The following is a 20,917-nucleotide window of genomic DNA, read 5'->3' as shown; positions in this document are numbered from 1 at the left end:
TAACACAAATCCAATTCCGCAGATTTGCCAACCCCTTTTTCGGGTCGTCACGGAATCGGGGTATAGTAAAGTTAAATTCAAATTGTTGAAGTCTCTTTTACGGTAGGCGAAAACCGCTTATCCTTTGCCGACTGATTTGGTCTGGCGGGCAAATTGGAGTGGGGACCATGAGTGCGGCAACGGCCATTTCGGGCGATCTGCAAATATCGAACTTTGCGCGGCAGCTGCTGAATATTCTCGACCGGGTGGAATATCGCCGTATCGTCAGCGCGGAGGATTTCGAGGAAATCGGGCAGCTGCGCTATCGTTCCTATATGTCGCGCGGCGTCATGAACGATGAGTTCGACGGTACGATTATCGACGATCTCGACCGCGACAGCCATGCCTATGTCTATGGCGTTTATATCGACCAGCAGTTGGTCAGCACCCTACGTGTTCATTACATCACGCCGGATCATCGCAAGGGCACGAGCTACAAGCTTTTTCCCGACATTCTCGGGCCGTTGCTCGACAAAGGCATGACTTTTGTCGATCCGACCCGTTTTGCCAGCGAGCCCTCGCTTCTCTCCGAGTATCCAGCCATTCCCTATCTGACGTTGCGCATCGCGGTGATGGCCTCGTTATATTTCGCCGCCGATTATTGCCTTGCGGCTGTCAAGCCGGAGCACACGGCGTTCTACAAGCGCATCTTTGGTTCGCAGGTGATGGCGGAACCGCGCCAGCACGAGGGATATGGCATTCCCGTGGGCCTTTCCGGAGCGCCGATCCAGGCCATCCGCGATATGGTGCTGACCCGCTATCCGTTTTTCAAGTCGCAATTGCATGAGCGGCGCACCATGTTCAAAAACATTGAGGAGAGCGGGATCGTGCCGCTAACAATCCTGCCGACGGCGAAGTATACAGGGCTTGAGCTCTGAATCAGACCATACATCCGGAGAGAAACATGGTTCCGCAACTTACACCGCTCGTCTCGCTCATCGCTGGCATCGTCATCCTGATCATGCCGCGCCTTCTGAATTACATCGTGGCGTTCTATCTCATCTTTATCGGCCTTGTCGGGCTGTTCCCGCATCTGTTTGCCTGAGTCGCGCGATTAGAGCAGGGCGCGGTCACCCGTCGCATTGCGCTGGATCAAGCTTTTCGCTATGGCGTTTTCAAGAGCTTTATGAGGCGCATTGTGCGGCGCCAAGTGTTTCAGCTTGGGCGCAAAATGCTTGGGAAGGGGTTTTGACATGGCCAAACACAGCAATACCGGACCGGCGGAACTGGGCGCGCCCATGGACTATGCCGAGCATGAAAAGACTTATGGGGGCTTTCTCGCGGTCTGCAAATGGGGAACGGTGGCGGTCGTCGCGATCCTTGCCGCCATGGCTTTCGGCTTCTTTGTTGGCGGCTGGTTCTCCGCGACGATCCTTTTCGTCCTGATCTGCGCCGCAGCTTGGTTTTTGCTGTAAGCGCCCTCCTTCCCCCTTTGCGGGGAAGGTGCCCGCGTTAGCGGGCGGATGGGGGTGGTGACGGATGCACTTTTGCTGACGATGTCGCGCATGCGTTACCACCCCCACCCGACCCTTCGGGCCACTTGCCGGGGCGAGCCACGGGTCTCGCCCGTCCTTCGGACCCCCGCAAGGGGGAGGGAAAGAGTTGCGCCGAGCAGAATTCCATTCCACTTTTCTCAACGAATCGATTTTTATTTTTCCCTGATCCGCCTTTCGCCGGATGCAAGCATGGCATATCCATGCTGCCGTGTTCCCGCCGCATTTATGCAGCTGCCCGGTGTTCCACTTCCGGGAAAAATGCTCTAGAAATCCCTGGGGACAGTTGGTGAAGGAGGACGGGCTTGGCTCAGACGATATTCATTCCCAAGGAAACAGATCCATATGAACCACGCGTCGCCGCCTCGCCGGAGACGGTGAAGAAGCTGGTCGCGCTCGGCTTTTCCGTGGTCGTGGAGAAGCGGGCAGGGGAGCGCTCGCGCATTCCCGACAGCGAATTCGAGGCGGCGGGCGCAGCGATTGGAGCGGCAGCCGACGCGAAATCGGCGGATGCGATCCTGAAAGTGCGCCGCCCTTCCGCCGCCGAGCTCAAAGCTTGCAAAAAGGGCGCCGTACTCATCGCAATGCTCGACCCCTACGGCGATGACGCCAGCGTGCGCGCCTATGCCGATGCGGGCCTTTCCGCCTTCACCATGGAATTCATGCCGCGCATCACCCGCGCGCAGGTGATGGACGTGCTGTCCTCCCAGGCGAACCTCGCGGGCTATCAGGCGGTGATCGACGCGGCGGCGGAATATGACCGCGCCCTGCCGATGATGATGACGGCGGCGGGCACCGTGCCTGCCGCGAAAGTGTTCGTGATGGGCGCGGGTGTCGCAGGCCTGCAGGCCATAGCCACCGCGCGGCGTCTGGGCGCGGTCGTCACCGCCACGGATGTGCGCCCCGCCGCGAAGGAGCAGGTCGCCTCGCTCGGCGCGAAATTCATTGCCGTCGAGGACGAGGAGTTCAAGGCGGCGGAAACGGCGGGCGGCTACGCCAAGGAAATGTCTAGAGAATATCAGGCGAAGCAGGCGGCGCTCGTCGCCGACCATATCGCCAAGCAGGACATCGTCATCACTACCGCGCTCATTCCGGGCCGTCCCGCGCCGCGTCTCGTCACCAGGGAGATGCTGGCGGCGATGCGCCCCGGCTCGGTCGTGGTCGATCTGGCGGTGGAGCGCGGCGGCAATGTCGAGGGCGCGGAGCCGGGCAAGGTGGTGGAGATCGGCGGCGTCAAGATCGTCGGCCATCTCAACGTGCCGGGCCGGATCGCGGCGACGGCGTCGCAGCTCTATGCGCGCAATCTCCTCGCCTTCCTCGAGACGCTCACTGACAAGGAAACGAAGACGCTCAAGATCGACCCTGACGATGAGCTGGTCAAGGCGACGCTGCTGACCCATGGCGGCGCGGTGGTGCACCCGACCTTCGCGCAGGCTGCTGCTGCGGTCGCGGCTCCCGCACCGGCGGCGGTGGAAGAAACCGCGTCGGAAACACCGGCGCCGGAGAAGCCGGCACGCAAGGCCCCCGCAAGGAAGGCCAAGGCGGATGAACCCAAGACGGGAGGAGAGGCATAATGGCCGATACGGCACTCGATAAAGCCCTCGACGGGCTCAACCAGGCGGTGGAAGCGGTGCGCCAGGCGGCAGAAAGCGTGCCGCATGTGGCGGACGCGGCAGGCGCGGTGGCCCATGCGGCGACCGGCGGCGTGGTCGATCCCTTCGTCTTCCGCTTCGCGATCTTCATCCTCTCGATCTTCGTCGGCTATTACGTCGTCTGGTCGGTGACGCCGGCATTGCACACGCCGCTGATGGCTGTCACCAACGCCATCTCGTCGGTCATCGTGGTGGGAGCGCTGCTTGCGGTTGGCCTGTCGCTCTCGGGCTGGGCGACTGCGTTCGGCTTCCTCGCGCTGGTGCTTGCGAGCGTCAACATCGTCGGCGGCTTCCTCGTTACGCAGCGCATGCTCGCCATGTACAAGAAGAAAGAAAAGTGAGGGGCTGAACCATGGGTGTCGATCTGGCAGCCTTCCTTTATCTCGTCTCCGGCGTGCTGTTCATTCTGGCGCTGCGAGGCTTGTCTCATCCCACCACCAGCCGTCAGGGCAATCTCTACGGCATGGTCGGCATGGGCATCGCCATTGTCACGACGCTGCTGTTCGCGCGCCCGAGCTTCGGCGGCTTGCTGCTGATCGTGCTCGGCATCGCCATCGGCGGCGGCATCGGCGCTTACATTGCGCGGCGCATCGCCATGACGGCCATGCCGCAGCTCGTCGCGGCGTTCCACTCGCTCATCGGCCTTGCCGCCGTGCTGGTGGCAGCTAGCGCGCTCTATACGCCAAGCTCCTTCGGCATCGGCGAAGTCGGCTTCATCCACGGGCAGGCGCTCATCGAAATGTCGCTGGGCGTCGCCATCGGCGCGATCACCTTCACCGGGTCGATCATTGCATTTCTCAAGCTCGACGGGCGCATGTCCGGCAAGCCGATCATTCTGCCCTCGCGCCATATCATCAACGCGGCGCTGGCCATCGCCATCGTTGTGCTGATCGTGGTGCTGGTCAACACCGAAAGCCATACGGTGTTCTGGCTTATCGTGGTCCTGTCGCTCATTCTGGGCGGGCTCATCATCGTGCCCATCGGTGGGGCGGACATGCCTGTCGTCGTCTCCATGCTCAATTCCTATTCGGGCTGGGCGGCGGCGGGCATCGGCTTCACGCTCGGCAATCTGGCGCTGATCATCACCGGCGCGCTGGTCGGTTCGTCAGGCGCGATCCTGTCCTACATCATGTGCAAGGGGATGAACCGCTCGTTCCTCTCGGTCATTCTTGGCGGCTTCGGCGGCGAGACGGCGGGGCCTGCGGGCGGCGCGGTGGAGCAACGCCCGGTCAAGCAGGGCTCGGCGGAGGACGCGGCCTTCATCATGAAGAACGCCTCCAAGGTCATCATCGTGCCGGGCTATGGCATGGCGGTGGCGCAGGCGCAGCATGCGCTGCGCGAGATGGCGGACAAGCTCAAGGCGGAAGGCGTCGAGGTGAAATATGCCATCCACCCCGTCGCGGGCCGTATGCCGGGGCATATGAATGTGCTCTTGGCGGAGGCGAACGTGCCTTATGACGAAGTGTTCGAGCTGGAGGACATCAACTCCGAATTCGCGCAGGCGGATGTGGCCTTCGTCATCGGCGCGAACGACGTGACCAACCCGGCGGCGAAGACCGACGCGAAATCGCCGATCTTCGGCATGCCCATCCTCGATGTGGACAAGGCCGGCACGGTGCTGTTCATCAAGCGCGGCATGGGCTCGGGCTATGCGGGCGTGGAGAACGAACTCTTCTTCCGCGACAACACCATGATGCTGTTCGCGGACGCCAAGAAGATGGTGGAGAATATCGTGAAGGCGCTGGATCATTGAGGGGGCGGATAATCGCCACGAACCCCCCTCTGCCCTGCCGGGCATCTCCCCCACAAGGGGGGAGATTGGCTGAGAGGTCCGCTTTCGCCAATCTCAAACGTTGCAGAATTAAGTGCCGTCATCGATGAAGGCCAATCTCCCCCCTTGTGGGGGAGATGCCCGGCAGGGCAGAAGGGGGATTGTCCCGCCGACATTTCCATTGGTCGTTTTGAAAAGAACCGACGAAGGCTATAAAACACAAAAAGCCTCCGACGTTTCCGCCAAGGCTTTCATGCGACCGCAAAGGCGATCTCGTGGGCCAAGCCCAGTAGTGAAATTACCGCAATATTGAAAAATTACAATGTTTCCGTCCTGTTTTGACCGGCAGTGCGAGGCAGCCCCCCCCCTCTGCCCTGCCGGGCATCTTCCCCACAAGGGGGGAGATTGGCTGTGAGGTCCGCTTTCGCCAATCTCAAACGTTGCAAAACTAAGTGCCGTCAACGTTGCAGATTAAATGCCGTCATCAATGAAGGCCAATCTCCCCCCTTGTGGGGGAGATGCCCGGCAGGGCAGAGGGGGTTACTGTCCCGCCGACATTTCCGTTAAATACTCACCCCCCATACACCAGCCTATCCTGCCGCGCCCTCAACTCAGCAATCTTCGATCCCGGCTCAACGGCGGCATTGGCGTAGGTGATGAGTTCGCCCTTCCTGATCGGCGCGGTGACGCTGCCGCGCTCGAGCAATCCGCAGGGGATGGCGTTGGCGGCACGGGCTTCCGCCGCGGTCATGATCCAGGCGCGGTAGCTGTATTCGCCGATGGCGTCGAGCTTGTCGCCGGGTTTCAAATCCTTCTTGGCGACGGCACAGACTTCCGCAACCGGTTTTGCCAAGGGCACCATGTCCGGCTTGCCGTAGAGCACGACGCGGGCGCAGGTGAGGGGCACTTCCAGCGAGGTCAGGTGATAGGGCCGGTGGAAGGTGAAGTAGGGGCCGTGGCCCATTTTCAAGTCTTCCATGCGCTCGCGGATGCGCGGATGCGACATTTCGGCGATGACGAAGACGCCGGGGGCGACGCCCTTGCCGATGGAATAATCGACGACGCCGACCCTCGAGAGCACGCCGCCATCGCTCGCGGGGATCAGCGTCTTGTTGAGCTCGCTCACGGTGGCCATCGGCCCGTGCATGCCCGGCTTGTCGGGGACGAGGCCGGTGGCGTTGGCGATGGCCGCCATTTCCACCATGGTCTTGGAGCCGTCGACGAACTCCACCAGCATTCGCACATTCATGTTGCGGCGGGCGGCTTCCTCGGCATAGTCGTCGGGGATGGCGTCGATGTTGAGCGGATTGTTCTTGCCCTTGCCGGCGGCAACGATGGGGTGGCCCATGGCAGTGACGAATTCGATCAGCTCCATGCAGGCGGAAGGCTCGTCGCCTGCACCCAGCGAATAGGTGACGCCGAGACGGTCGGCCTCGCTCTTGAGGTAAGCACCGATGGTGACATCCGCCTCGACATTCATCATGACGAGATGCTTGCCATGCTCCATGGCCCTGAGGCCGATTTCCGCGCCAACGGCGGGAACGCCGGTCGCGTCGATCACTACATCGATCAAACCGTTTTCGAGGATCAGGCCGGCATTGTCGGTGACGGCGATCCTGCCTGCTTCCATGGCTTCGGTCAGGGCGGAGGCGGTGGCGACCTCCTTGGCACGGCCATCCTCCCCATAAGCAATCTCGACGGCCTTGACTGCATTGGGCACACGCAACTCGGAGATGGCGCCGATCTCGATGCCGGGCATATGCGCGACGCGGGAGACGACATCGGTGCCCATCTCGCCCGCGCCGATCAAACCGATGCGGATGGGCCTGCCGCTATCGGCCCGCGCCTGCATGTCCCGCGCGAGTCCCGTCAATGCTACATTGGTCGCCATGTGGTTCCTCCTCGAGCGTGTTCCGCGCCCGATTTTCTGCGGGGTTTTAACTTCTTGTTTTAGCCGCATGATCTTCTCCGAAAAGTCTGCAACTTTTTGCTGCGCTGACCTTCGGTTCGGGATCATGCTCAGGCCGCCGCTATCGCATTATCGCCTATTGAACATTTGTGATCCTTGTCAATGCCTATGTCCACCCTCGCGGCGTTCACGAGATTTGATCTGGAGCGGAAGGCCGAAAAATGCGAAGCGGTTTCGTGCGGCGGAACACGATGCAAGAGGCAGATGAATGAAGAACGGGCTCAATCCTTTCGACCTGGTGATTTTCGATTGCGACGGCGTGCTGGTGGATAGCGAGCCGCTTGCTGCTCTTGCCTATCACAATGTCTATGCGAAGCAGGGAATGCCGATTCCGCAAGGCACAGTGGCGCATGGCGTCGGCATGAAACAGGCCGATATCATCCTTCTGATCGCGGAGCTCACCGGGCATCATCTCCCGCAGGCGGCAGAGGCCAATCTGTGGCCGGAGACGCGGGCGCTGTTCGTCGAGTCGCTGCAGCCGACTGATGGTATTGCCGATTTTCTCGAAAGGCTGCACATCCCGCGCTGCGTTGCCTCATCCTCCTCCATGGAGCGGATCGAGTTCAGCCTGGGCGTCACCCGGCTGCGCGGGTTTTTCGGCGATGCGGTCTATTCGTCCTCAATGGTGAAGCGCGGCAAGCCCGCGCCGGACCTGTTTCTTTACGCTGCCGAAAAGATGGGGGCGGATCCCGGGCGCTGCGTCGTCATCGAGGATTCGCCTTATGGCGTCGAGGGCGCGGTGGCGGCGGGCATGACGGCCATCGGCTATACCGGCGGTGGCCACAGCTATGCGGGCCATGCGGAAAAGCTGGCGGAAAAGGGCGCTTCCGCCGTTTATTCGAGATGGGATGAGATATCGGGCTATATCCTGGGCTGAATTGCCACAGTCACGCGGCTTTTTCAGGTTATCAACGGCTGCGGTTTGTCATGTCATGCCAAATTGGTAAATAGCGTTTAGAAGCGCAATGAGGAGCTTAAGCTCCCTCCACGAGAGAAGCGGCGGATATGAAAGAAGCAATTACGCTGGACCAGTTGCGGGACGCGGTGGGCACGGAGATCGGCTGCTCCGAGTGGCGGGTGGTCACGCAGGAGATGATCGATAAATTCGCTGACGCGACCGACGATCATCAGTTCATCCATGTGAACCCGGAACGAGCGGCGAAGGAAACGCCGTTCGGCGGCACCATCGCCCATGGCTTCCTCACGCTCTCGCTGCTTTCCACGCTGGCCTTCGAGGCGTTGCCGATGATCGAGGGCGCAACGATGGGCATCAATTACGGTTTCGACAAGGTGCGCTTCATGGCTCCGGTCAAGAGCGGCGCGCGGGTGCGCGCGCGGTTCAAGCTGGCGAATGCGGATATCCGCCCCTCGGGACGGGTCGTCAACCATTACGAGGTGACGCTTGAGGTCGAGAACTCCCTGAAACCGGCGCTGACGGCGACCTGGCTGACGATCGCCGTGGTGGAGATGGCCGAGGGGTAGGGCATCCCCTCGCTATGCAGCGGCTTCCTGCGGAAGGGGAGGATTGCCAAGCCGGCCCTCTTCATCGAGCGGGGCGGGCTTGCCTTTATGACGGGTGACAAGCTCACGCAGGGCGAAAGGGCCGTGCAGGAACATGCCGATATCATAGGCATTGCGCTTTTGTGCACCCTTTAGGAACAAGAGGTGCATCTTGAAGAAATTGCCCTTGGCGCGCTTATAGCGGCTTTCGCTGTGCACATGCTTGAAGCGGATACGCGAAATGACCGGCGGGTTCACCGGGTCGATCTTAAGCGCTGCCGCCGGGTCCGAGGCGTAGAAATGGATGATATCGGTCAGCGCCTGAAATTCCGCCCATAGAACCGGCGTTTCCTGCACGACCAGACGGATATCCTCGCGCAAGGATTTGGCCTTCGGGTGGAAGGCGATCATCAGCAGGCAGGAGCCGATGGAGAGCAGCGAAACCGGCTGTTTTTTCAATAGTTTGGGATTGTCGCGGGCGATATCGGCGATGGCTTCGACGGCGGGGACCGTGCCGAGGCTGTGGCCGACAATGATCACTTCGTCGGCCTGCGTCTCCCGCAGCTTGCGGGCGAGGAAGGCGGCGAATTCCTGGCGGCGGGCGTTGAGCTTCGGGTTCGTCGCATGGATGCGGTCATAGGCGGCGGACCAGTCGTCCAGCAGATAGGAGAGGAAGAACTTACGCCCCGGCCAGCGTACGAGTGCCGTTCCGGCGGCGGCCCCGAGCGGCAGCGACCAAAGGAAATTCAAAGCGTTAAGGCCCAGAATGGCGGGCAGGGCGGCGATGAGCGCGGCCATGCCGATGATCGCCAGCGTCAGCCCGAACGGCCACAGGAAGAACACGACAAAGCGCCAGCTTGTGACGGCATAGCGCCAGAGCGTGCCGGTGAACAGGATATTGAGGAAAGCGCGCAGGCCCATGGCGAGGCGGGCGAGGGTGGAGCGGCGGGCATAATCGTCGAAGATATCGGCGGCGCCGAACTGGCAGAACTCCACCTCGGTTTTCCAGTCCGCACCTTCGGCTGTCACCTTCATCGCGCCGCAACCGGCGTCTTCGGCTTTCATCGCCGAGGCGGTCGTGCGGGCGTGCCATAGCTTGTCGAAATCGGCGAGCGCCTGCATGTGACGACCACGCACGGCATTGGGGTGCAGGCCCTCATAGCCGGTAAAATGGAGAACGAGACGCTTTTTGACGGTCATCAAGCTGCTTTTTGCATAGGAAATGTGGCGCGGGAGCGCGTTTTGCGCCCGCGATTGAGGTAACACTTAGGGTTTTTTATGGCCGAAGGGAAATGATTATACCGCTGCGCCCTTCGCCGCCTCGCTCAGGAAGCTGAAGGCATAGTCCGAAAACGACCGCCAGCACTCGACCCGGAAGGCGTCCTCGCCGGTGCGCCAGAGCACGATTTCGATCTTGCCAAGCACCGTGCGGGAGACCGCGCCGACCGGGAAAGCTGCAAGCGACAGATCCTGCGGGCAGCCGGCATTGAGGGTCGCCTCGGCGGCGGGGCCGGAGACGAGGATGGCGGTGTTGCGGTGGGATATGTCCACGGCGGAATGTAGGACGTTTGCCCTAGCCAGATCGGCGGCGGGGTTGTTGGCCCCCAAGTCGATCACCAGCCATTCATCCGGGCCGAGCCAGAGGATAGAGCGCGTACCCGCCGTTACGGTTGTTTTCGGCTTCGTCGGAAGCTCCAAACCCAATGCCCTTGAGAGCGTGTCCACCGCGTCGGGTCGGGCGCGCAAGGACATGCGGAAGGCCGGGTCAGCGGAAAGGATGGAGACGGGACCGTTGCTCCCATGACGCCCTTGGAGGGGGATATCGCGGCGGGTGGAGGGGGATATTGCGGGCTTAACCATGGAGGCGTTCCCCCTTTTCATCGATAAATACGGTGCCTGTTACCTCGACTTCGATCACGCCATCGGGCATCGGCACATAGAGCGTTTCGCCCATGCGCTTCGTGCCGCCAGTGACGAGGGCGAGCGCGATGGACCTGCGGCAATTTTCCGACCAGTAGGAGGAGGTGACGTGGCCGATCATGGTCATCGGAATTGCCTGCCTGGGGTCGGCGACGATCTGCGCGCCTTCTTCCAACACGGTCTTCGGATCCCGCGTTCTGAGGCCGACGAGCTGCTTGCGGGCTTCGGCGGTGAGGTCGGGCCGCCTCAACCCGCGTATGCCGACGAAATCCGTCTTGTTCTTGCCGATGGCCCAGCCGAGCCCGGCGTCGTGCGGGGTGACGGTGCCGTCCGTGTCCTGGCCGACGATGATATAGCCCTTTTCGGCGCGTAAGATATGCATGGCTTCCGTGCCGTAGGGAGTGAGGCCGTGCGGCTTGCCGCTCTCCCAGATCGCTTCCCAGACCGCCTTGCCGTAATCGGCAGGGACATTGATTTCGTAGCCCATCTCGCCGGTGAACGACATGCGGAACAGCCGTGCCGGCACACCGCAGATCCGGCCCTCGCGCACGCTCATATGCGGGAAGGCCTCGGTCGAGAGGTCGATGCCTTCAACGAGAGGGGCAATGATGTCCCGCGCCTTGGGCCCCTGGACGGCGATGACCGCCCATTGCTCGGTCGTCGAGGTCAGCCAGACATCGAGATGCGGGAACTCGGTCTGGAGATAGTCCTCCATATGGTGCATGACGCGCGGCGCGCCGCCGGTGGTGGTGGTCACATGGAAGCGGTCTTCCGCCAGCCTGCCGACCACGCCGTCATCATAGATGAAGCCGTCCTCGCGCAGCATCACGCCATAGCGCAGGCGACCAACGCCCAGCTTCTCCCATGGGTTGGTGTAGAGCAGTTCCAGGAATTTCGCCGCATCGGGGCCGACCACTTCGATCTTGCCGAGCGTCGAGGCGTCGAAAATGCCCGCCGTGTTCCGCACCGCCACGCATTCGCGATTGATTGCTTGCTGCATGTCCTCGCCGGGGCGCGGGTAGTACCATGCGCGCTTCCACTGGCCGACATCCTCGAACATTGCGCCATGCGCCTCGTGCCATGCATGGATGGGCGTGCGGCGGGTGGGATCGAACAGCTCATGCCGCGCGTGGTTGACGATCGCGCCGAAGGTAACCGGCGTATAGGGCGGGCGGAAAGTGGTGAGCCCGACTTCCGGGATATCGCGGTTCAGCATCTCGGCCGCGATGGCGAGGCCGTGCAGGTTCGACGTCTTGCCCTGATCGGTCGCCATGCCATTGGTGGTGAAGCGCTTGACGTGCTCGATGGAGTGCATGCCCTCGCGTACCGCCTGGCGGATGTCCTTGGCGGTGACGTCGTTCTGGAAATCGATGAAGGCCTTGACCGTTGTGTCGTGGCCTGCGCCGGGAGCAGCGCCGATCATGCCGCCGGTCCAGTCCGTGCCGCCGGTTACGGTGAGCGCCGAAGTCTTCGCGTTCGTGGCAATGCCTGCCTCGCGGGCCATGCGCTCTCCAGCGGCCAGCGCCTCGTCAATGGTTTGCTGCATGCTGTCCGTGCCGTTGCAGGCACCGACTGAAGTGGCGTTCTGCGCGTAAATATCGGGCAGGAAGCGCTCGTTCTCCTTGTCCCATCTGAGCTTGCCGCGCGATTGGGAGAAGAGGTGGACGGAGGGCGTCCAGCCGGCGGAGGTGATGAGCGCATCGACGGCGATCGGGCGCGTGCTGCCGCCGGTACGCGGCATGATTGTCATAGAAGAGACGCGGCGCGTGCCGCCCACTTTCTGCACCGCATGGCCCGCCAGCACCTCGATGCCAAGCTCACGCGCCTGCCGGACAAGCTCGGGCGAGGGGGCGTCGCGCAGATCGATAATGGCGGGGATGTGGATGCCGGCGCGCTTCAGGTCCATGGCCGCGAGATAGGCGGAATCATGCGCGGTGTAGACGCCGACCTTGCGCCCAACGGCGACGCCGTAATGATTCAGATAGGTTCGCGCCGCGCCCGCCAGCATGATGCCCGGGCGGTCGTTATTGGCGAAGACCATGTGGCGCTCGATGGCCCCGGTGGCGAGGATGACGCGCCTGGCGCGCACCTGCCAGAGTTTTTCACGCGGCAGATCCAATGCGGGACGCGCCATGTGCTCGGTGATGCGCTCGACAAGGCCGACGAAATTCTGGGCGTAATAGCCGAAGGCGGTGGTGCGGGTGAGCACGCGGACATTGTCCATCGCCGCCAGCTTGCGGGCGGTCGCCTGTGCCCAATCCCAGCCGGGATGGCCATCGATATGGACATCGGTTTCGTGCCGGAGAGCGCCGCCCATTTCCGCCTGCTCGTCGCAGAGAATGACGCGCGCGCCCGATTCCGCCGCTGCCAGCGCTGCCGCAAGTCCGGCCACGCCACCGCCCACCACCAGCACGTCGCAATGGGCGTAGCGGTTGGCGTAATGGTCAGGGTCGGATTCCTGGGGCGCGACGCCAAGGCCGGCGGCAGCGCGGATGGTCGGCTCGTAGAGGCGCTTCCACGCCATGCGCGGCCACATGAAGGTCTTATAGTAGAAGCCGGCGGAAAAGAGCGGCGAGGCGAGATCATTGATCGCGCCGATATCGAAACCGAGCGACGGCCAGCGGTTCTGCGACACGGCTTTGAGACCGTCATAAACCTCCTGCACCGTGGCGCGGACATTGGGCTGGCGGCGGGTGGCGTCGCGCTCGACGCCGACGAGCGCGTTCGGCTCCTCGCTGCCTGCCGAGAGAATGCCGCGCGGACGGTGATATTTGAACGAGCGTCCGACCAGATGCACGCCATTGGCCAGAAGCGCCGAGGCGAGCGTGTCGCCCTCAAGCCCGGTGAAATGCTGGCCGTCAAAGGTGAAGCGAACGGTCCTGGCGGGTGTCAAGCGGCCCGCGCCGGGGATGCGGTTGCTGCCTGATTTCGAAGCGAAAGACATGTGTTTTCAGGTCCCTGCTTTGCGGGTGTGAGCCGCGAGCGGCTTTCCGGAGGGGGCGGTGTGCTCAGCGTCGGCGAGAACCGTGTCGATGTCAGGCATTGGCTCGCCCGCCTTGTAGGTGGTGAAGATGCGGTCACTCACCGTGTCTCTGACGGCATTGAAGAAGCGCCCGCAGCCATGAATATGCCGCCACCGCTCCATGGCGATGCCCTTGGGATTCTGGCGCAGATAGAGATAGGCCTCGAATTCCAGTTCGCCCTGATTGTTTATATCCGGTGAGCGGACGAGATGGGCTTCACCCGCGTGGCGGAACTCGATCTCCGGACGCTCTTCCTCGCAGTAGGGGCAGTGGGTTAGAAGCATGGGGTGGGCTCCGGGCGGATGATATTTGGAAACGCTGGCGGGACAATACCCCCCTCTGTCCTGCCGGACATCTCCCCCACAAGGGGGGAGATTGGCTGGCACGACGCTCCGCTTTCCTTCTGCAACGTTTGCGATTGGCGCCGAGCGTTGCCGACAGCGTAATCTCCCCCCTTGTGGGGGAGATGCCCGGCAGGGCAGAGGGGGGTGAGCGCCGACGATGCCATCAAAACTGTCGATTCCAATTGAAACACCCCCCTCAGTGCGCCACGGCCGCCGCCGCCGCCTCATCGATCAGCCGCCCGGTGCGGAAACGGTCCAGCGTGAAGGGCGCGTTGATCTTGTGCGGCTCGTCGCGGGCGATGGTGTGGGCGAAGACGTGGCCGGAGCCGGGCGTCGCCTTGAAACCGCCGGTGCCCCAGCCGCAATTGACATAGAGACCGGGAACCGGCGTCTTGGCGAGAATCGGCGAGCGGTCGGGCGTGACATCGACGATGCCGCCCCAGGAGCGCATCATCTTCATGCGGGTGAAGATGGGGAACATCTCGCAGATAGCGTCGAGCGTGTGGTTGATGATGTGGAGCCCGCCGGTCTGCGAATAGGAAGTGTACTGGTCGGTGCCTGCGCCGATCACCAGCTCACCCTTGTCGGATTGCGATATATAGGCGTGGACAGTGTTCGACATGACCACGCAGGGGAAGGCGGGCTTTACCGGCTCGGACACCAGCGCCTGCAAGGGATAGCTTTCCAGCGGCATGCGCACGCCGGCCATGTTCATTAGCACCGAGGTGTGGCCCGCCGCGACGATTCCGATCTTGCGCGCGCCGATATAGCCTTGCGTCGTCTCGACGCCGGTCACGGCGCCGGTGGGCGAGCGGCGGATGCCGGTGACCTCGCAATTCTGGATGATGTGGACGCCGCGATCCGACGCGGCGCGGGCATAGCCCCAGGCAACCGCGTCATGGCGCGCCGTGCCGCCGCGCCGCTGCAAGGCCGCGCCGACGACGGGATAGCGCGCGGTCTGCGAAATGTTGAGCGGCGGGCAATAATCCTTCGCCTCCTCGGGCGTCAGCCATTCATTGTCGATGCCGTTGAGCCGGTTGGCATGGACGTGGCGCTTCAGAACCTGCACGTCATGAACATTGTGCGCGAGCATCATGACGCCGCGCGGGGAGTACATGACGTTGTAGTTCAAGTCCTGGGAGAGCCCTTCCCAGAGCTTGACGGCATGCTCGTAAATGCCAGCCGATTCGTCATAGAGATAGTTGGAGCGGATGATGGTGGTGTTGCGCCCGGTATTGCCGCCGCCAAGCCAGCCCTTTTCCAGCACCGCGACATTTGTGATGCCGTGCTCCTTGGCCAGATAATAGGCCGTCGCCAGGCCATGGCCGCCGGCGCCGATGATGACGACGTCATATTCCGACCTGGGCTCGGGCGAGGTCCATTGCTTCTCCCAGCCCTTGTGCCCGCGCATCGCCTCGCGGGCGATGGCGAAAACCGAATATTTGCGCATGTTCTGCCCTTCGGGTGCTGCCGCTAGGGGCAGCGCCATATCATCTTTTCTCCATCACTAGAACATCGGGCCTATGATATTTTGCTTCTTTGCGACCATTCGTGGCGCTTGCACCGTCATGCGGGCTGCATATGCCCCGGAAAAAGCCATGGAACCATGCGCTTCGCTGTGGACATTCTGCGCTGTTTCTGATATCAGCCAACTCCAATTTGCTTCGGATGACCGTTGCGAAGCCTTGGCGTTTGGATGTACGGATCATAAGCCCGGGCTCAACTGAAATTCTAACTGAAACGGGATTACACGTGCAGGTACTCGTACGCGATAACAATGTCGACCAGGCTCTCCGCGCTCTCAAGAAGAAGATGCAGCGTGAGGGCATCTTCCGCGAAATGAAGATGCGCGGGCATTATGAGAAGCCGTCGGAAAAGCGCGCTCGCGAGAAGGCTGAAGCCGTTCGCCGCGCCCGCAAGCTGGCCCGCAAGCGCGCCCAGCGCGAAGGTCTGGTCCCCGGCGGTCGCGTCGCAGCTGCCCGTTGATCGGCAGTCGCTGGCGCTTTGGGGCTAGCGTCGCGTATCATCAAGAAAATCGAAAAGGTGGGGTGATCAGCGTCGCCGCCACCTTTTGCTTTTTGTTGCGCCCGTCGCATAAATGCGACAGCCCAACTGTTTCCACCTGCCTATAATCGCTTCAGGGGACGGGTGGAGAAATTGGAAGGAATAATGGATTTGCCGATGCGCTCCGCCACTGCCCAGCCGACCCTCCGCGCCAGCCTTTATGCATTCGCTTCTCTGACCATGCTCGCGCTGGCGGGCTGCCAGACCAGCTCCAGCAGCATTCTGGCGCCTGTCGACAAGGCGCAAGGGTCGGATCAGAATATCGGCTCGCTCACCGCTGTCATCCAGACCAATCCGCGCGACCCGGAAGCCTATAATGTGCGCGGCTCGGCCTATGGCAAGGCGGGGCAGTACAAGGAGGCGCTGAAGGATTTCAATACGGCGCTGCAGCTCAACCCCAATTTCTACCAGGCTTACGCCAACCGGGCGCTGATCTACCGCTTCATGGGCGAGGATGCGCAGGCGGTATCGGATTATAATCGCGCCATCCAGATCAACCCGCAATATGATGTCGCCTATATCGGGCGCGGCAATGTCTACCGGCAGGCGGGGCGGCTCGATGAGGCGTATAACGACTTCAATCGCGCCATCCAGCTCGATACGACTGACGGGCGCGCCTACCACAATCGCGGGCTGATCTATCAGGCGCGCGGCGATCACAAGCGAGCCATCGAGGATTTCGCGACCGCCATCTCGCTGCAGCCCAATGCGCCTGAGCCCTATAATGGCCGCGGCGTTTCCTATGCCGCGCTCGGCGATTACGACAACGCCTTCGACGATTTCAACACCGCGATCAATCTGGACGGCAATATCGCGGAAAGCTGGGCCAACCAGGCGCTCGTCTACGAGCATCGCGGCGACAAGGCCAAGGCCGCCCGCTCCTATGCACGCGCGGCCCAGCTCGATCCGCACTACAAACCTGCGAAGGATGGGCTGGATAGAACGCGGGGATAGGTTCGCGTCCCCGGCAAAAAGTCCCTAAAGCGTGTTGCATTTTATCGCATTCATGGAACACGCTTTAAGTTTTGTTTTTGCGCATGTCTTTATCCCAAAACCGGTTCCCACTTTTGGGAGACATGCTTTAAACGCCGCGAGTCAGGGCGGAAACCGCTTCGCACTTGTCCTGGGCTTGGCGGAGGGATGTGGCTTTTTGAGCGATAACCGCCCGGAGCCTTGGCGGAGGGCAGGGGAGGTACCTCGCTACATTGAAACGGACGGCCTTTTATTCGCCATCGAGCGGCCTATATTGGCAGGCATGTCACTTTTCGATCATATTGGCTTTCTGACCCCCGATCTCAATCGCTCCCTTGCCTTCTATGAGGGCTGCATGCCCGCTCTGGAGCTGGAGGTGATCCGCAATGCCGGCGGCTCCTTCTTCGTTAGCGGCGGGGAGCGGGCGCCTGTTCCTTTCATCTGGATCGCCGGAATGCCGGGCGCGGAGGATGCCCCTCCAACCGGAGCGCCGGAGCGGCCGGGGGATCATCTGCATCTGATGTTCGCTGCCCTGAGCCGGGATGCGGTGGAGGCCTTCCATGCCGCCGCGATGGCCTCCGGCGGCATCGCCAGCGATCCGCCCGGCTACCAGGGGCCGGAAGAAATGGGCTATTACGCGACGCTCGTTTTCGATCCGGACGGTAATACGATCGAGGTCGGTTTCCGCGAAATATGGAAGTGAGCGCACTTATCGTCCGTACAGTCCGGCTTGCCGCCGGTTGAGGACCCGCGCCGCATGGATCGGCCCGCGCGCTTTCACCGCTTCACGATGCGGTGGTCCAGCCGTTCCACCAGCCGGTCGCCGGCCCATTGCACCACCGAGACAAGCACGATGAGGATCGCGACGACGGCGAGCATGATTTCCGTCTGGAAACGCTGATAGCCGTAGCGGATCGCGAGGTCTCCCAACCCGCCCGCGCCGATGGCTCCGGCCATGGCCGAAGCGCCCACGAGCGTCACCAGCGTGACGGTGAAGCCTGCCACGAGGCTGGGCAGGGCTTCCGGCACCAGCACCTCACGAATGATCGTCCATCGCGTCGCGCCCATGGCGCGGGCGGCTTCGATCAAGCCTCGGTCCACTTCGCGCAACGAGACTTCCGCGATGCGGGCGTAATAGGGCGTGGCGGCGATGGAAAGCGGCACGATGGAGGCCCAAGTGCCGAGCGAGGTGCCGACGATGAAGCGCGTCACCGGGATCAGCGCGACCAGCAGGATGATGAAGGGCACCGAGCGGAAGCCGTTGATGATCCAGCCCAAGGTGCGGTTGATCCAGAGGTTTTCGGCAAGGCCGCCGCGGTCGGTGAGGATCAGCAGCAGCGCCAGCGGCAGGCCGGCGACGAGGGAGATCACCCCGGAAAAGCCGGTCATGATCATGGTTTCCCAGAAGGACCGCCAGAGAAGATCAAGCATCGCCTGAGACATAGCCCAGCACCTCCAGATGGTCCGCCTGTGCGGTGAGATCGTTCACGGCCTTTTGCAGCGCCGCCTTGTCGCGGGCAGGGAGGCCCAGAAACAGCGTGCCTACCGGCTCGCCCTGCACGGTGTCCATGCCGCCATGGAGTAGCGTCACGCCGGGCAATTCGTTGAAGAAGGGACGGCGCGCGGCGTCGCCCGAAAGCTGGACCCTGATAACGGCGATATCGCCTGCCGCGGGGTTGAGCCGGGCCTTGAGCGAGGGGGGCAGTTCCGGCGTCAGCACCTGCAACAGGCTCTTGGTGGTACCGGCCACCGGATTGGCGAAGACGCGCCAGATCGGGCCTTCCTCAACGATGCGGCCTTTGTCGAGCACGATGACGCGGTCAGCGACGCGGCGGATCACCTCCATCTCATGGGTGATGAGCATGATGGTGAGGCCGAGCTGGCGGTTGATGTCCTTCAGCAGCGCGAGGATCGATTGCGTCGTCTCCGGGTCGAGCGCCGAGGTCGCTTCGTCGGAAAGCAGCAGCGAGGGTTTGGCGGCTAGGGCGCGGGCGATGCCGACGCGCTGCTTCTGGCCGCCCGAGAGTTGTGCGGGATAGTGCTTCGCCTTGTCGGAGAGGCCGACGAGATCGAGCAGTTCCGCCACGCGGCGCTTGCGCTCCTCGCGGCGTTGCCCTTCGATCTTGAGCGGCAGGGCGATGTTGTCCTCAACCGTCTTGGCGGAGAGAAGGTTGAAATGCTGGAAGATCATGCCGATGCGGCGGCGCACCGGCTGCAGGCGGCGCTCATCGAGCGCGGTTATCTCCTGGCCTTCCACGAGGACGGAGCCGGAATCGGGACGCTCCAGCCCATTGAGGCAGCGGATGAGCGTGGACTTTCCCGCGCCGCTGCGGCCGATGATCCCAAGAATCTCGCCGCGCTCGACCTCCAGCGAAATGCCGTCGATCGCCGGCGTCTCGCCGAAGGCGCGCCGCACATCGGTCAGCCGGACGATGGCGCCGCCGGGGGCCGCGCTGATAGTGTCCAGCGCTATGTTGATTGCCTGCGTGTTCACGTCTGCCTCGAGTTTTGCCCGGCGCTTAGAGCAGGATGCATTCAAGCTGAATCGGTCATCCTGCTCTAAGTATTTGTTTTAGCCGCATGATCTTATCCGAAAAGTCTGCAACTTTTCGGGATCATGCTCTAACACAAACGGTCCGGATATGGGATATCCGAACCGTGTGTCATTTCCGCTTGGCCGGGTTCTTACCAGGCGGGGAGAGCCGTGCCCTTGTAGACTTCAAGCAGCTTGGCCTTGACAGCGTCGTTCTGGAAGGCGGCGACGAGGGGTTTCACCCAGGGCGCGTCCTTGTCTTCGGTGCGGATGGCGATGAAGTTGTTGTAGGGGTTGTTTTCCTTCGACTCACGGGCGATCACGTCCTTCACCGGATCGAGGCCCGCCTTCAGCGCCCAGTCATTGTTGACGATGGCGGCGTCGAGATCGTCGATGGAGCGGCCGACGACACCGGCGTCAAGCTCCTTGATCTCCAGCTTCTTCGGGTTCTCGGCAATGTCGATCGGGGTTGCGAGGATGCCCGCGCCTTCTTTCAGCTTGATCAGGCCCTGCGACTCCAGCACGCGCAGCGCACGGCCCTCGTTGGACGGATCGTTCGGGATGCCGATGGAAGCGCCGTCTTTCAGATCGCTCAGGGACTTCACTTTACGCGAATAGACGCCGATGGGGAACACGGCGGTGAAGCCGGCTGGCTCGATCTTGTAGCCGTGCTGCTCGATCTGCGCGTCGAGATAGGGCTTGTGCTGGAAGGCGTTGGCGTCGATTTCCTTGCGCTCCAGCGCCTCGTTCGGCTGGGTGTAATCGGAGAAGTTGACGGTCTCGACCTTGAGGCCGTTCTTGGCGGCCTGTTCTGCGACGACCTTCCAGATGTCTTCGTCCTGCCCGCCCATGATGCCGACCTTGACGACCTTATCCTCGGCGAAGCCGGAGGCCGGAGTGCCGAAGCCCACGGCGAAGGCGACGGCCGAGAACAGAAGAGCCTTGAGCCCGGCGCGGCGCGCGGGCGATTTGGGAGAGGACGAGTTCATTTCTTTCTTCCTTGAGTAGCGTTTCAGCCCCGTGAAGGTCAGGCAACCCTATTTGCCCCCCACGCTTATAGCGCTTCATAATTTCGATCAGGCCGAAGATAAACAAGAAATATTATTCCGTTTGGCGCGCTTCGCTCGCACTGACATTCCAGAAGGAGCGATTCTACGAAATATCTGCTCAAGGGGCAGGCATCGTTCGCTTTCGCATCTCCAACTGCCGGTGCCCGCGGAAAAGCCGCCATTCGTCGATGACGCGACCGTCTGACAGGTGGCAATAGCCCGCCTGGCCCTGCGGGGTGTCGCGGATTTCCAGCCTGCCGCCGATATGGACGCAATAGACGGCGGCTGGATTGGCCATGCCGGTTCGATCATCCCGGCTGGACGTGCAGCCGATGAGGAGCAAAAGCGCGCAAAGAAGCAATGCCCGTTGCATTTTAGCCCTTTCCAAGAGCCGCTAGCCTCGGGCGTAGCTTATGACCTTTCGCTGGCAAGCTCAACCGAGACGGGCCGGGCAATGCCCAGATGGTCGCGCAGCGTCGTGCCTTCGTAATCGGTGTGAGACTCCCTTCGCTCATGCCGTCGACCCGCGTAAATCGCCGGAACCAATATTTCCTGGACCGCGTTAACCATTTCGCTTCCGTCTGGAGG

22 protein-coding genes are annotated in these 20,917 nt (G+C 62.1%); 11 read left to right on the top strand and 11 right to left on the bottom strand.

The annotated features are described in order from the left end of the window. Window positions 1-167 precede the first annotated feature (167 nt). From IEX53_RS14520 to IEX53_RS14495, 6 genes are all read left to right on the top strand, one after another. A complete protein-coding gene (locus IEX53_RS14520) occupies window positions 168-917 on the top strand; it encodes an N-acyl amino acid synthase FeeM domain-containing protein (RefSeq protein ID WP_188824899.1) in 750 nt (249 codons plus the stop codon). A gap of 26 nt (window positions 918-943) precedes the next feature. Further along, complete coding sequence (locus tag IEX53_RS14515; protein WP_188824898.1) at window positions 944-1,084, top strand: DUF3096 domain-containing protein; 141 nt, start codon at window positions 944-946, stop codon at window positions 1,082-1,084. Between the two features lie 148 nt (window positions 1,085-1,232). After that, window positions 1,233-1,454, top strand: a complete 222-nt coding sequence (locus IEX53_RS14510) for an aa3-type cytochrome c oxidase subunit IV (RefSeq protein WP_188824897.1) — start codon at window positions 1,233-1,235, stop codon at window positions 1,452-1,454. 383 nt (window positions 1,455-1,837) lie between these two features. Next, the gene (locus tag IEX53_RS14505) at window positions 1,838-3,106 is read left to right on the top strand and encodes a Re/Si-specific NAD(P)(+) transhydrogenase subunit alpha (RefSeq protein WP_188824896.1); all 1,269 of its coding nucleotides are present in this window, start codon (window positions 1,838-1,840) and stop codon (window positions 3,104-3,106) included. After that, the gene (locus IEX53_RS14500) at window positions 3,106-3,525 is read left to right on the top strand and encodes an NAD(P) transhydrogenase subunit alpha part 2 (protein ID WP_188824895.1); all 420 of its coding nucleotides are present in this window, start codon (window positions 3,106-3,108) and stop codon (window positions 3,523-3,525) included. Before IEX53_RS14505 ends, IEX53_RS14500 begins: the two co-directional genes overlap by 1 nt. 11 nt (window positions 3,526-3,536) lie before the next feature. Beyond that, window positions 3,537-4,937, top strand: coding sequence for an NAD(P)(+) transhydrogenase (Re/Si-specific) subunit beta (locus IEX53_RS14495; RefSeq protein WP_188824894.1), 1,401 nt, complete (start codon window positions 3,537-3,539; stop codon window positions 4,935-4,937). A 589-nt stretch (window positions 4,938-5,526) separates the two neighbouring features. Here the strand turns inward: IEX53_RS14495 and IEX53_RS14490 are convergent. After that, complete coding sequence (locus IEX53_RS14490; RefSeq protein ID WP_188824893.1) at window positions 5,527-6,846, bottom strand: NAD(P)H-dependent oxidoreductase; 1,320 nt, start codon at window positions 6,844-6,846, stop codon at window positions 5,527-5,529. Between the two features lie 286 nt (window positions 6,847-7,132). Between IEX53_RS14490 and IEX53_RS14485 the strand changes: the two genes are divergently transcribed. Further along, the gene (locus IEX53_RS14485) at window positions 7,133-7,801 is read left to right on the top strand and encodes an HAD family hydrolase (RefSeq protein ID WP_188824892.1); all 669 of its coding nucleotides are present in this window, start codon (window positions 7,133-7,135) and stop codon (window positions 7,799-7,801) included. Between the two features lie 128 nt (window positions 7,802-7,929). Further along, a complete protein-coding gene (locus IEX53_RS14480) occupies window positions 7,930-8,406 on the top strand; it encodes a MaoC family dehydratase (RefSeq protein WP_188824891.1) in 477 nt (158 codons plus the stop codon). Between the two features lie 12 nt (window positions 8,407-8,418). On the opposite strand, the gene IEX53_RS14475 is transcribed toward IEX53_RS14480, so the two are convergent. The 5 genes from IEX53_RS14475 to IEX53_RS14455 all read right to left on the bottom strand — a co-directional run bounded on the left by IEX53_RS14475 (window position 8,419) and on the right by IEX53_RS14455 (window position 15,161). Further along, window positions 8,419-9,624 (bottom strand): alpha/beta hydrolase, encoded by a 1,206-nt coding sequence (locus tag IEX53_RS14475; RefSeq protein WP_188824890.1) that lies wholly within the window; start codon window positions 9,622-9,624, stop codon window positions 8,419-8,421. A gap of 96 nt (window positions 9,625-9,720) precedes the next feature. After that, entirely contained in the window at window positions 9,721-10,284 is a 564-nt protein-coding gene (locus IEX53_RS14470; RefSeq protein WP_188824889.1) for a sarcosine oxidase subunit gamma, read from the bottom strand. After that, window positions 10,277-13,288 carry a sarcosine oxidase subunit alpha gene (locus IEX53_RS14465; RefSeq protein ID WP_188824888.1) on the bottom strand — a complete coding sequence of 1,004 codons (3,012 nt, stop codon included), beginning with the start codon at window positions 13,286-13,288 and terminating at the stop codon, window positions 10,277-10,279. Before IEX53_RS14465 ends, IEX53_RS14470 begins: the two co-directional genes overlap by 8 nt. Before the next feature lie 6 nt (window positions 13,289-13,294). Continuing rightward, on the bottom strand, window positions 13,295-13,651 hold the full coding sequence (locus IEX53_RS14460) for a sarcosine oxidase subunit delta family protein (RefSeq protein WP_188824887.1): 357 nt from the start codon (window positions 13,649-13,651) through the stop codon (window positions 13,295-13,297). Window positions 13,652-13,907: 256 nt separating this feature from the next. Beyond that, on the bottom strand, window positions 13,908-15,161 hold the full coding sequence (locus IEX53_RS14455) for a sarcosine oxidase subunit beta (RefSeq protein WP_188824906.1): 1,254 nt from the start codon (window positions 15,159-15,161) through the stop codon (window positions 13,908-13,910). A 302-nt stretch (window positions 15,162-15,463) separates the two neighbouring features. Between IEX53_RS14455 and rpsU the strand changes: the two genes are divergently transcribed. The 3 genes from rpsU to IEX53_RS14440 all read left to right on the top strand — a co-directional run bounded on the left by rpsU (window position 15,464) and on the right by IEX53_RS14440 (window position 17,450). After that, window positions 15,464-15,697, top strand: coding sequence for a 30S ribosomal protein S21 (rpsU, locus tag IEX53_RS14450; RefSeq protein WP_188824886.1), 234 nt, complete (start codon window positions 15,464-15,466; stop codon window positions 15,695-15,697). Between the two features lie 183 nt (window positions 15,698-15,880). Beyond that, entirely contained in the window at window positions 15,881-16,729 is an 849-nt protein-coding gene (locus tag IEX53_RS14445; RefSeq protein ID WP_188824885.1) for a tetratricopeptide repeat protein, read from the top strand. A gap of 301 nt (window positions 16,730-17,030) precedes the next feature. Continuing rightward, window positions 17,031-17,450: a VOC family protein gene (locus tag IEX53_RS14440; protein WP_188824884.1), complete on the top strand. Its 420-nt coding sequence runs from the start codon at window positions 17,031-17,033 to the stop codon at window positions 17,448-17,450. A 74-nt stretch (window positions 17,451-17,524) separates the two neighbouring features. Here the strand turns inward: IEX53_RS14440 and IEX53_RS14435 are convergent, their stop codons facing one another. The 5 genes from IEX53_RS14435 to IEX53_RS14415 form a co-directional block, all read right to left on the bottom strand. Continuing rightward, a complete protein-coding gene (locus IEX53_RS14435; protein ID WP_188824883.1) occupies window positions 17,525-18,190 on the bottom strand; it encodes a methionine ABC transporter permease in 666 nt (221 codons plus the stop codon). Then, window positions 18,171-19,214 carry a methionine ABC transporter ATP-binding protein gene (locus IEX53_RS14430; RefSeq protein ID WP_373288659.1) on the bottom strand — a complete coding sequence of 348 codons (1,044 nt, stop codon included), beginning with the start codon at window positions 19,212-19,214 and terminating at the stop codon, window positions 18,171-18,173. Before IEX53_RS14430 ends, IEX53_RS14435 begins: the two co-directional genes overlap by 20 nt. A gap of 218 nt (window positions 19,215-19,432) precedes the next feature. Next, window positions 19,433-20,269, bottom strand: a complete 837-nt coding sequence (locus IEX53_RS14425; RefSeq protein WP_188824882.1) for a MetQ/NlpA family ABC transporter substrate-binding protein — start codon at window positions 20,267-20,269, stop codon at window positions 19,433-19,435. A 178-nt stretch (window positions 20,270-20,447) separates the two neighbouring features. After that, on the bottom strand, window positions 20,448-20,702 hold the full coding sequence (locus IEX53_RS14420) for a putative hemolysin (RefSeq protein WP_188824881.1): 255 nt from the start codon (window positions 20,700-20,702) through the stop codon (window positions 20,448-20,450). 38 nt (window positions 20,703-20,740) lie between these two features. Further along, window positions 20,741-20,899 (bottom strand): hypothetical protein, encoded by a 159-nt coding sequence (locus IEX53_RS14415; RefSeq protein ID WP_188824880.1) that lies wholly within the window; start codon window positions 20,897-20,899, stop codon window positions 20,741-20,743. Between the last annotated feature and the right edge of the window lie 18 nt (window positions 20,900-20,917).

The sequence above is a fragment of the Paramesorhizobium endophyticum genome (genome assembly GCF_014640615.1).
In the GTDB taxonomy this organism is placed as follows: Bacteria; Pseudomonadota; Alphaproteobacteria; order Rhizobiales; family Rhizobiaceae; genus Paramesorhizobium; species Paramesorhizobium endophyticum.
This window is presented reverse-complemented; position numbering and strand designations above follow the sequence as displayed.